The 11,914-nt window shown below is 31.9% G+C and carries 9 protein-coding genes and 1 other RNA gene; 2 read left to right on the top strand and 8 right to left on the bottom strand.

Going from position 1 to position 11,914, the window contains the following annotated elements:
* Nucleotides 1–35: 35 nt before the first annotated feature.
* The 8 genes from recR to DWX29_RS01030 form a co-directional block, all read right to left on the bottom strand.
* Nucleotides 36–632, bottom strand: a complete 597-nt coding sequence (gene recR, locus DWX29_RS01065) for a recombination mediator RecR (protein WP_022089336.1) — start codon at nucleotides 630–632, stop codon at nucleotides 36–38.
* A gap of 10 nt (nucleotides 633–642) precedes the next feature.
* Complete coding sequence (locus tag DWX29_RS01060) at nucleotides 643–984, bottom strand: YbaB/EbfC family nucleoid-associated protein (protein WP_022089335.1); 342 nt, start codon at nucleotides 982–984, stop codon at nucleotides 643–645.
* A 1-nt stretch (nucleotide 985) separates the two neighbouring features.
* A complete protein-coding gene (gene dnaX / locus DWX29_RS01055; RefSeq protein WP_022089334.1) occupies nucleotides 986–2,548 on the bottom strand; it encodes a DNA polymerase III subunit gamma/tau in 1,563 nt (520 codons plus the stop codon).
* A gap of 171 nt (nucleotides 2,549–2,719) precedes the next feature.
* Nucleotides 2,720–4,720 (bottom strand): hypothetical protein, encoded by a 2,001-nt coding sequence (locus DWX29_RS01050; protein ID WP_118564971.1) that lies wholly within the window; start codon nucleotides 4,718–4,720, stop codon nucleotides 2,720–2,722.
* 199 nt (nucleotides 4,721–4,919) lie between these two features.
* Nucleotides 4,920–5,180, bottom strand: an RNA gene (gene ffs / locus DWX29_RS01045) — signal recognition particle sRNA large type.
* An 83-nt stretch (nucleotides 5,181–5,263) separates the two neighbouring features.
* Entirely contained in the window at nucleotides 5,264–5,722 is a 459-nt protein-coding gene (tadA, locus tag DWX29_RS01040) for a tRNA adenosine(34) deaminase TadA (protein ID WP_117908419.1), read from the bottom strand.
* 5 nt (nucleotides 5,723–5,727) lie between these two features.
* Complete coding sequence (locus tag DWX29_RS01035) at nucleotides 5,728–6,171, bottom strand: hypothetical protein (RefSeq protein WP_022089331.1); 444 nt, start codon at nucleotides 6,169–6,171, stop codon at nucleotides 5,728–5,730.
* Nucleotides 6,172–6,224: 53 nt separating this feature from the next.
* Nucleotides 6,225–8,018, bottom strand: a complete 1,794-nt coding sequence (locus DWX29_RS01030) for a glycosyl hydrolase family 18 protein (RefSeq protein ID WP_118564970.1) — start codon at nucleotides 8,016–8,018, stop codon at nucleotides 6,225–6,227.
* Nucleotides 8,019–8,328: 310 nt separating this feature from the next.
* Between DWX29_RS01030 and DWX29_RS01025 the strand changes: the two genes are divergently transcribed.
* Nucleotides 8,329–10,344 carry a leucine-rich repeat domain-containing protein gene (locus DWX29_RS01025; protein WP_158574478.1) on the top strand — a complete coding sequence of 672 codons (2,016 nt, stop codon included), beginning with the start codon at nucleotides 8,329–8,331 and terminating at the stop codon, nucleotides 10,342–10,344.
* Between the two features lie 611 nt (nucleotides 10,345–10,955).
* Nucleotides 10,956–11,648: an adaptor protein MecA gene (locus DWX29_RS01020; protein ID WP_022089328.1), complete on the top strand. Its 693-nt coding sequence runs from the start codon at nucleotides 10,956–10,958 to the stop codon at nucleotides 11,646–11,648.
* Nucleotides 11,649–11,914 lie beyond the last annotated feature (266 nt).

Below are 11,914 nucleotides of genomic sequence, written 5' to 3'. Positions count from 1 at the left end.
TTTCATTCATCCGCCGTTGCGAATTATGACTTAATCTAAATCTGCACTCTTCCCTGTAACGCTCTCAGTAACGTAACGTTATCAATACATTCTAAATCTCCACCTACCGGTACTCCACTGGCAATTCGACTTATCTTTATCCCTAAAGGTTTAACGACTTTGCTTATGTACATCGCCGTTGCTTCACCTTCAACGCTGGAATTTGTAGCAATTATAACTTCATCTACATCATCTTTTAATCTTTCAAATAATTCTTTAAGTTTTATATCATTCTGTCCAATTCCCATTAAAGGATTTATGGCACCATGTAATACATGGTATACCCCTTTATATTCTCCTACTTTTTCATAGGCTGCCATATCTTTTGTGTTTTCTACAACCATAATTGTTTTATGGTCTCTGTCTTTACTTGCGCAAATAGGACAAATGTCCTGATCTGTCAAAGTAAAACACTTTTTACAATATTTTACATTTTTCTTAGCATCAATAATTGATTGGGATAACTCTTCCACCTGTTCCTGTGGCATATCTAATATATAAAATGCAAGTCTTGACGCTGTCTTAGCGCCAATTCCCGGAAGTATGGAAAGTTCCTCAATCAACTTTGATATATATCCACTGTAATAATCCAATGTCTACTCCTTAAAATAATCCGCCAAGACCGCCTGTTATTTTAGACATCTGCTGTGTTGTATTTTCTTCTACAGTTCTGATTGCCTCATTTACTGCAGCCATAATTAAATCTTCTAACATTTCAATGTCATCAGGGTCTACAACTTCTTCATCAATTTTTACTTTTGTAATTTCTTTCTTACCTGTAATTGTCACTTCAACTGCACCGCCTCCGGCTGTAGTTGTAAATTCCTGGCTTTCAAGATTTGCCTGAGCTTCTTCCATCTGCTTCTGCATCTTCTGAGCCTGCTTCATTAAATTGTTCATATTCTGTGGCATTCCGCCACCTGGAAATCCTCCACGTCTTGCCATGTTAAAAATCCTCCTCTTCAATATCCATGTTTATTCTTGAGATTACTTCCTGATATACATCTGCAAAATTCTGATTATCTTCAAGCATTTGTACTTCAACTGTAACTTCTTTCTTTATCTGTTCGCTAATAATTGTATTTAGCATTTCTATGACTTCCGGCTTATTACACTGATTATAACCTACTGCACCATGTTTAAATACAACAAGTAATATGTTGTCACCTTTCACACTAAATCTTGCGTCTTTAAAATATGCTCTAAAGTGTGTTGGCAAATGTTTTTGTACCATTCCCCAATTATCAGCAACTTCCTGCACATCCTTTGGTATCGCCTTATCAAATTTCTTTTTAGGTTGTGACTGCCTCTCCGGTGTGGCACTTTGCGTTGTTGTAGGGCTTACTGCAACAACACCATTTTCTAATTTATTTTCAATTAAAGCCATTCTGTTTAATAAGGAACTTACATCCGTATCCATTGCCGGTTTATTAAGCTTTATAAGAGCTATTTCTATTAAAACTCTTTTCTGTGAAGAATATTTTATCTGATTTGACAAATCCGAAAAAACTCTTATGTATCTCATAAGAACTTCGGTCTCAACCATCTGCGCTTCTTCTTTTAATGCCTGGATTCTGTCTGCGGATGCGTCAATTACATCCTCAACATTATCTGATGTCTGAACTAATAATAAATTTCTCATATACCAGATAAAATCATTTACAAACTGTCCAAGTTCTCTTCCCTGCATTATCATATCATCCAATATATGCAGACTACCAACAACATCTCCATTTATAATGCCTCTGATAAGTTTGCTGAACACTTCTGTGTCTACAGCACCTAACACTTCAAGTACATTATCATAGGTAAGTGTTTGTCCTAAATAAAAAGCAATACACTGATCCAAAAGACTTAACGCATCTCTCATAGAACCATCTGCTGCCTTTGCAACATATCTGATTGCCTTATCTTCAACTGTAACCTGTTCCTTCTCCATCAATTCTGAAAGTCTGTCTGCTATCGTATCTATAGTGATTCTCTTAAAATCATATCGCTGACATCTTGAAAGAATTGTTATAGGAATCTTATGTGGTTCGGTAGTTGCAAGCACAAAAATAACATATGCCGGTGGTTCTTCTAATGTCTTTAATAACGCATTAAACGCTCCTATAGACAGCATATGTACTTCATCAATAATATAAACCTTATATTTTCCATCCGCTGGTGAGTACTGAATTTCTTCTCTAATTTGTCTGATATTATCAACACCATTATTAGAAGCCGCATCGATTTCAACTACATTCATTGAACTTCCTGCTGCAATAGCTTTGCATGATGCACATTCATTACATGGGCTTCCATTTACCGGATGTTCACAATTAACTGCTTTCGCAAATATCTTTGCAATACTTGTCTTACCTGTTCCTCGTGTTCCACAAAAAAGATATGCATGGCCTATTCTATTAGCTTCAATCTGGTTCTGTAAAGTTTTAACAATATGATCTTGTCCCTTTACTTCGTCAAACGTTGCCGGTCTAAACTTTCTATATAAAGCTGTATATGACATTAGCCCGCTCCTTCCTGTGTCTATTTTAAATCTAAAAAATATGCTTAGTATTTATAAAAATGTTTTCATTCCTATAAATGGGCATACCTTTGGATTCATTATATAATATTTTGGAACAAAAATAAATCCCAAATATTAGAATATATCCAATATTTGGGACTATTTTTCATTCTATTTTCCATAAACTCTTAAGGCTAAATCCTGATTAATCAATTTGTTGTTAATTTTTGTTTTTAATGATGCATTATTTTTTATAACTCCTATATTAACATTACATGTTTCAGACACGCCTGCTACTGAAATTCTTACTTCATATTTATTCCCCGGAGTCACTTTAACATCATCTAAGTCAAACATTTGCCATCCATCAACTATTCCGCTAATCGGAACTACACTACTATAAATACATTTTTTATCCTTTTGAGAATATAAATCCACCATATAATATCCATCTCTTATATCCCCGTTTATTGTTATATATGTTGAAATTTTAACCAATTTTTTCACCTTAGGTACAAAACATTCCGACACTCTCTTTCCATTTATTGATGTAATACCTTTTAATTCTTCATTATTTGGCACTATCATATTATTGTCATAATTCAGTTTTTCAAGAGCCTTTTCGTAATAATCATTTCGCACCCATACATTTGCTTCACTTTTTCCAATCTGAGTATAATTCTGTAATATATAATTTCTCAAAGATGCGGCATAATCTACATATTTATATCCCCATATATCCATATCCTCAGCGTTAACAATTACTCTTGTTTTATTTTTTTCCAAATCATTAATTACATCCTGTTGAAACTCTTCCATAAACCACGGATGAATATGTACTAACCTTGTTGCCGGCATTCTATTATATGCATTGTAATCATTATATTCATTAAAACCAACCAAAAATATCTTTTCATTCTTTTTAGTTAATGCATTTATATATTTTGCCGTATCAGAAGTTTCTACATATTTAATATTGTTATTATATTCGCTCACTTCATTAAGAGCTGATGTAATCGGTACAATCATAAGAAATGTTAGCATTATTATTGTCACTTTTCGAACGTTCCAAACTTCAAATAACAAATACGCTAACATAAATCCCGTCATTGCCAAATACGGTGTTGCATGCATATTTTCATCTGATGACCATATACCAAAACTTCTATTTCCCATTGCTATAATGGTAACAAACATAAGTATTCCATATATTTTCCCTTTTCGACTCATTTCTATGCAAAAAAGAATATTAACTACTACATACGCCAAAATTATTGCACTTGAATAAAGCGATACTGTTAATTGTTGAACTGCCTTCCATATCATATTTCCATATCCAAAAAACGGATCAATAACCGTTTTAAATATTCCTGAGAAATTAACATATTTTCCGTACACTTCCTGATTAAATTTATATGCCTGGTAAAACCATTCTTCTACTGAATTAGTTTTTAATAAATAAACCATCCATATTATAAAAGGAATTGCTATTATCACACTGGTTCTTATAATCTCATTCATTATATTTTTTTTATTTTCACTACTTTTTAATTGTTCAATATAAATTATGATAAATATAAGTGCCATAAAAAATATTGTCCATACCGCAGTCATAGCACAGGCAATTGCTAACCATGTGCTAATTGAAATAAAAATTGCTGAACTTAATTTTAATTTTTTTGTTTTAAAAAATAAAAATAATTCACATATAAGCACCATAAACGCGATAATTTCTATCTGTTCAGCCAACACTGTATGTCCTTTAGAAATACTGAACATAGACAAATACATAAATACAAAAGTGGGAATTATCCACGATGAAAATATATTTTTGTATCTAAAATACATAACTATCCACGACAAAAATATTAATAAATAAAAGCATGTACGTATTTCCTGAATTTCCGTAAAGCCTAACTTTACAATAATTCCAACAATGTAATACATCCCCGGCATATGTTGGGATATATAATCTTTATATATAACCCCGCCACGGCTTAATATTTTTCCTCCTAAAAAATTGTCTGATTCATCTAAAAACGGTCTATATGTTCTATACTGCATAAGTATTAATAATGCCAATAGCATTAACCCCATAGCTATTATGTCATTCTTCCCAATATGAAGTTCATTTTTTAGTTTCATAAATTTATTACCAACCATATCTTTCATTTTTTACCACGCTTTATTTTTTAATTATACTTTTACTCATTTGCATTTCTATTTTAGTATCTTTTATATTATGCATTTATACCTAATCGTCATATTAAATACATTGCTTCATTATAGCAAACCACCTTATATATGTGAATCTTTTTTTCGGCAAAAAAAGAACTATAACTTATAAAGTCATAGCTCTTTTTATTTTAATCCGCGCGCTTTGTTTTGTGAAAATCTCATAGACGTTACCTCTACAGTTAACTCAGCTCAGGCACCCTCGCGTCACACGAAAGGTTTTGCTTAGTGCTGCTCCATTCCTGACCTGACACGATTCACAAATTTCCGTTGCACAAGACCCAAGCGTCAACATCACTTATAAAGGGCAGCTCTACAAAATAGACCCGACGCAAAGCATCACCCCTGCTGTAGCGGATTGCAGGTACAGGGCACCGCTATCTCCCCGGCTGCGCGGAAGTTTTAAACTTATTCAATTACAGACATTTAGTATACATTATTTTATTTTACTTTGTCAACGTAAAATAATACTAAATGAAACTACTTTTTATTTCTAAGATTTCTAAAAAACTCCTTAAGTAACATGCTGCACTCTTCTTCAAGAATTCCATTTTCACTTTCTACCTGATGATTGAAAGCATCTACATTAAACAAATTCATAATAGAACCGGCACAACCTGCCTTGGGATTCATACAACCTATGTAAACTTTTTTTACCCTTGCCTGTACAATTGCACCGGCACACATTTGACACGGTTCTGTTGTTACATACATTTCACAGTCATCAAGTCTCCAGTCGTCTAACACCTTATTTGCTTTTTTTATTGCATTCAATTCTGCATGACTCAAAGCATTTTTATCTGTCATTCTTCTATTATAGCCTCTACCTATAATTTTATCTTTATAAACAATTACGCAACCTATCGGTACCTCACCTATTGAAGCAGCTTTTTTTGCCTGCTTAATTGCCTCTTTCATGTATTTTTCATTCATTGGCAATGCTCCTAATTTACATATACAAGTTGTGAATTCCTATTAAATTTGTCCATCTGATAATCAAATAATTCTTTTGGATGATCATTCAATTCATCCTCCATTTTTGCAAAAAAAGCATATCCATCCTGCTCTGTTCCAAATATATAAATTCCATCAATATCATTTATATCAAATTCAGCTTCCCGCAATTTTTTCGAACTAATCACGGTATTGAATTTACATATTTCATTAAATGGTGTCATTGTGCCAACCTTATATCCGGATACAAATCCCTGATTTCTTTTAAGCAGGCATATTTCCATATTCTCAGCACCATATTCTACCGGAACTTTAATGGATACATTCAACTTATAATTATCATCTCTTCCCCTGATTCTGGCAAATCCTACATTTCTGCCCTTTACTCCTCTTTTGTAAGAATAAATGTAAAAAACTCGTTTTGTATTAATCATGGCCTCACTCCTTCTTTAAAATTATATGAAGCCAAAACAATTTTTATGAGTAATTATTTAAAATATTGTGAAATCGTATTCCATATATCGTCTGACTCTAATCCTAATTTCCAATATCCTGCCCCGGCAATTTCGTACTTGTTCATTAACTCAAGTCTTGCCTTTACTGAAGTCTCATCTTCTAGCCAAATCATATATGTGCTGCTTCCTTTTTCATAAACAACATAATTTTGTCCTGTTTCTTCATTATAACTAGGTGTAGCCCCTGCTTCTGTATACGCTTCTTTTGCCGCATCCATTGAAACAGCCTTTGTTGACAAAACATAATTACCATTTGCAGCATCTTCGATTAATTTTCCATTTCCATCTGATTCGTCCTCAGGAGTTTCCGTCCATATTCTTGTATAAAATGGCATTCCATTAATTACTCTTGAAGCATCTCCCACTTCATCAATTGTATTTTTTAAACCTTCTTCCGTAAATGTCAATGATGATACTGATCCTGCCTCATTACTTGAAGTTGTATGTTCGTCATAATTCATTACAACAACATAATCTGCTAATCTTCCCTGCTGATTTCTGTCATAAAATTCTGTCCATGCAGACGGCTGATAATTGTCTATTGATAAAACTATACCTTTCTTTCTGCATTCAATTGACAATTCTCTCAAGAACTGTAAATATCCGGCTCCCTCAGAAACATTTATATATTCAAAATCTACATTAATTCCATCTAAATCATATAATGATGCATATTTCATTATATTAGAAACCATCTTTTGTCTTGCTTTTGTATTATTTACAACTGTTTTTATATAATAATCTCCATTGCCATCTGTTTCAAAATCACTTACAAGTCCCCATACATCAAGTCCAGCACTATGTGCCTTCTTTACATAATCCGCTGAGCCTATTGATGACACTTCTCCCTTTGAATCACTTACGCTAAACCATGTTGGTGAAATAACATTAAGACCTTTAGCGTTTTTTATCATGTCACTTAACCCTGAATTACTTGATGAATACATAACCTGATGCCATGCAAGGCTTATCTTTTTATCTAAAACATTATGCGTATATGTATCATAATCATTTTTATATGAAACTTTTGTTGTTTTTCCTACTTTAACTCTCTTATTTAAAATATAACCTATAACTCCATCGTCTGTAGCAACTTTATCCCATTCATCACCTTTATCTAAAATTGTGAGTTTTGTATCAGCCTTTACGTCACTAACAATATCAGCCATATAATCTGCATCTGTTCTAATCTGAGTATTTTTCTTTACAGTGCCATTTTTATCTTCACGGCTTTTTGTATTAACTACAACAACTGCAGGCTTATCCCCATTTGCTTTTGCATATTTATAATCAAAATCAATGTATTTGCTTATATATTTTAAATTTACATAACATATCTCACCATCCATAACTGATGATGTAAAATCAAGATTTTCTTTTGTATTGCCTGTAACTTCATTGCTGCCTACAGGGCTTGTATATATTGTAGTTGCATTAGTATACATAACTGTATTTTCCGTACTGTCATAGTAAAATCTGTCATCAATATATTTTTTCACGCCACTTATATCCATATAAGTATCGCCATCTTTTTCAAATGCATATTTATTTACATATTCATTATCACAGGCAACTGCTGCCATTTCATTTCCATCTGCAGATGTCGCTGTAACCTCATTTCCATCATCATCTGTATAATGAAGCATCATATAATCATTCAAAGTAACATATTCTTTACTTGTTTCCGGTCCAAAACATCCTGTCATTGTCATTGCCATGGCTGAAATTGTAGCCATTGTCATTATATACTTTATGCTCTTTCTCACTTGTTCTTCCTCCTCTGTGAATATCTTCCTAAATTGAACACTACTATAGGCTTACCAATTTATTATGCATATTTTTGATATTCACATCATTTTATTAGCATATTTTTTGCAAATATTTAACTACTACATCATAACATATATATAACATAATTTCATCTTTATATATCTTAAGATTTAATAACTTTTGTTTAATTTCAGACTATATTTTGGTATAATTAAATCAATTAGTATGAGCGGAAAATACATATTTATTTGTATGAAAAATTTCAAATTTATCCAGCTGTTCAAAGCTGTGAGAGGAGGGATTTATATGGCAAAAACTTTTAAATCTGGTGTAACTTTATTAATCCTTACATTTTTTTGTTCTATATTTATTTTTGGAAATAGTGCAATTTCAAAAAATGTAAATGCGGCAGCAAAAATCAATCAAAGTAGCTCTTCCACTCAGATAGCTTCCGTCAAATATAAAATAAAGGATGGAACTATTACCATTTATGGAAAAGGTAAAATGCCTAACTCAATGACATTTAAAAAGAACAGACAAATACATACCGTTATTATAAGAAATGGCGTTACATCTGTTTCTAAATACGCATTTTATAATTGTAAAAATCTGCAAAAAGTTAAGCTTCCAAACACTTTGAAAGTCATAAATTGTTACGCTTTTTACGGAACAAAAATAAAAAAGATTATAGTACCAAACACTGTTAGCACTATTGGACAATGTGCATTTTCTTCTTGTGATTCATTGTCTAAATTATCAGTTCCCGGAAATTATAATGTTAAGACACTCCCGGGGGATGATGCATACGATTCCATAAGCGGAGATACTATAATTGAAACAGTTAAGTTTTCATCGTCTCTTAAGTTAGATGTAGTTTCAACAGTAAAAACAAACAATCTTGTAGTTTACAAAAAAGACCCTGCATATAAATCTATAAATGGTATAATTTATTCTAAAAATGGTTTGAACATAGTTCGTGTTCCTTCTGAAAGAACTGAACTAATTATTGAAGATGGTTGTCAGGAATTTAACCTTCAGTCTATTCTTTATGCCCAGACAGATTCGTCTTCCGATGCTTACGCATGCTGTACTAATCTTACAAAACTAGTGATTCCCGGAAGCGTTACAACCATAGAAAAAGATAAATATTTTGCTAAGGCCTCTGTTTCTCAGACCTCTGTAACTGACATTGCAATTGGATCAGACACACTTGATTCCTTAAGCATTTCTACTCTTTACAGTTCATTAGCCCGCATAGATATTTATCATCTTTCACTGGCTCTTGGCAATAAACTGAGATTTGAAAATGGTATGTTTATTACAAACGACAATGTTGTTATCGGTTATAACGGCAGACTTTCGACTGTTGAAATTCCCGAGGGAGTAACAGAAATTGCTCCTAACGCATTTAATTCATATGTAACAGACTCAAGATACTCTTTTAAAAAAGTTATACTTCCATCTACTCTTTTAAAAATTGGAGATGATGCCTTTAATGGTTGCATATATCTTTCGGAAATTAATTTTCCTGACAAATTATATTATATAGGAAATCGTGCTTTTAGATTATGTAATTTTAAAAGCATAACACTTCCTGAAACTGTTCTTACATGGGGTGACTATGTATTTGCTGATAACGCTATTGAAACTATAAACTTTCCTTTAAACCTTAAGACAATTCCAAATCATATGTTTAGTCGCAATAGTATTTCTGATTTAACTTTAGGCGATAATATTGAAATAATTGGTGAAGGTGCATTTGAAAATAATCCACTCACAAATGTGTCTTTTGGACATGGTATTAAAACTATTGGCAACTCATCTTTCGCTTATACTATATTAAAGAATATAACCCTTCCATATTCCGTGACAAATATTGAAAGTTTTGCATTTAGCAATTGTTCTGATTTTAAAAATATTACAATTAACGGTAACAAACTTTCTATTTCGGATACAGCTTTTGATGGCTGTAATAATTTGAGAATATGTTATTCTGCCGGAATTAAATCTGCAAAAACAAATGCCTATATTTCTTTATTAAGTCAGTTTAAAAACAAGAAAAAATTTTCAGGCACAATCCATTGGAATCAGGTTACCGGAGCATCAGGATATCAGATAAGATATGCTACAAATAAAAACTTCAAAAAATACAAGGCTATGGATGTTGGCAGAAAAAACACTTCAGCAAAAGTTGTATTAAACGGAAGAATTAATACGGATTCAAACAATCCGTCAAAACAATATTTATATGTAAAAATCAGACCTTTTAAAATTGTTAAAGGTAAACGTGTTTATGGAAAATGGTGTATGTGTTCTCTATAAAATAAATTAGCAAAAAACTAAGAGCCCGTTATTATAATAATTGTTCAAATACATTATCTGACAAATATTATTATATATAACCGGCTCTTTTATTTGTTTAAGGGAAATTCCGTATACTCCGTATTATAAAAGGTCAAACTATTAATACTTTAAATAATAATTGTGATATATATTAACATTTCATAAAACTTATTAATAGTAAGTCGTTGCATATCGGCATTCCAATAGTTGCAAAGAAGTGTTCTTACCCATATTATAACATATACTCCTTCTCTCAATCATTATACACATATTGTATAAAATACGCAACATTAATTTAGAACGATTTGTTAAAAAATACAATCCGCAGGCGTCAAAGTTGGGGCTTTTGACCCCAACATCTTATTTATCATATATATCATATATTTTTCATTTTTTTGACATATTGTGTTCTTTTTTGACGTATAATATAAATATAAATAAGAATATTTTGTCAAATATCCTTATTTTATATTGAAACTTTTCCATATTTGCAATATATTACATATTAAAATATGGATGAAAACTTTACATATTTTTTTATAGTGGATATAATAAACTATACGAATCTAAACTGTTAGTGAGGTGATTTTATGAAAATTGAAAAAATCAATGATAAGCAGATTCGTTGCACAATAAGCCGTGCTGATTTAGAAGACAGACATATTAAATTCAGTGAATTGGCTTTTGGGGCAGGGAAAACAAAGGAACTTTTTCAAGATATGATGCGTCAGGCCAATGAGGATTTTGGATTTGAAGTAAACGACAAACCTCTTATGGTTGAAGCAATTCCGGTTTCTCCTGAAAATATCGTTTTATTGATTACAAAAGTTGAAGATGGAGATGACCGCGGAAGCAGTTTAGCTAAATTATTTTCTTCTAATAAAGAGGAAGATGCTTTTGATCCATTTGACGATATTAATCCGGAAGAATTAGACAACATTGTTTCATCTGTAAAGGACGAAGTATCGGATAATTCCGGTGATTCTGACTTGCTTTACAATATTTCAATATATGATAATTTAAGCGATGTGATTACTGTAACAAAGTTAATCATGCCTTATTTTAAAGGAGATAGTTCTGTATATAAATCTCCATATAACAATAAATATTATTTATCTATATGCTTAGAATCAACTGAGCCTTCAGTATTAAATAAAATTTTAGGATTTATCACAGAACACGGTCAAATTGAAAGTGCAACGTATGCAAAAGATTTATTTTATCTTGAACATTTTGAAGAAATACTTGATGACAAAGCTGTAGAGAAATTATCAGCTTTATAAAATAAGACTCCTACATTTGTTCTCATAACTGTGGAGTTCTATGATATCAAATAAAGTGCATTTGGCGCCGTCGGTTCAAATATTCGGTGCATAGACCGGCTGAAACTTTAGGTTTCAAAGCCGGTCTATGTGCTGAATATTTAGAACTGCTACGAGCGACAAGCAGCGCGGGCGTTCTTTATTGATATCATAGAACTTTACAAGAATAAGATACAAATGTGGGAGTTTTTTTGTTTCTTTGTCAAGCATGGAGAAATCCAAAGTTT

Origin of the sequence: Eubacterium sp. AF19-12LB (assembly GCF_003479125.1) — a bacterium.
GTDB classification, from domain to species: Bacteria; Bacillota; Clostridia; order Lachnospirales; family Lachnospiraceae; genus Eubacterium_U; species Eubacterium_U album.
Note: the sequence above shows the minus strand (reverse complement) of the source record. Positions and strands in the feature narration are given on the sequence as shown.

Coding starts and splice junctions, on each gene's coding strand:
- DWX29_RS01060 (WP_022089335.1), bottom strand. CDS start 984: ATGGCAAGACGTGGAGGATTTCCAGGTGGCGGAATGCCACAGAATATG.
- dnaX (WP_022089334.1), bottom strand. CDS start 2,548: ATGTCATATACAGCTTTATATAGAAAGTTTAGACCGGCAACGTTTGAC.
- DWX29_RS01050 (WP_118564971.1), bottom strand. CDS start 4,720: ATGAAAGATATGGTTGGTAATAAATTTATGAAACTAAAAAATGAACTT.
- DWX29_RS01035 (WP_022089331.1), bottom strand. CDS start 6,171: ATGATTAATACAAAACGAGTTTTTTACATTTATTCTTACAAAAGAGGA.
- DWX29_RS01025 (WP_158574478.1), top strand. CDS start 8,329: ATGGCAAAAACTTTTAAATCTGGTGTAACTTTATTAATCCTTACATTT.
- DWX29_RS01020 (WP_022089328.1), top strand. CDS start 10,956: ATGAAAATTGAAAAAATCAATGATAAGCAGATTCGTTGCACAATAAGC.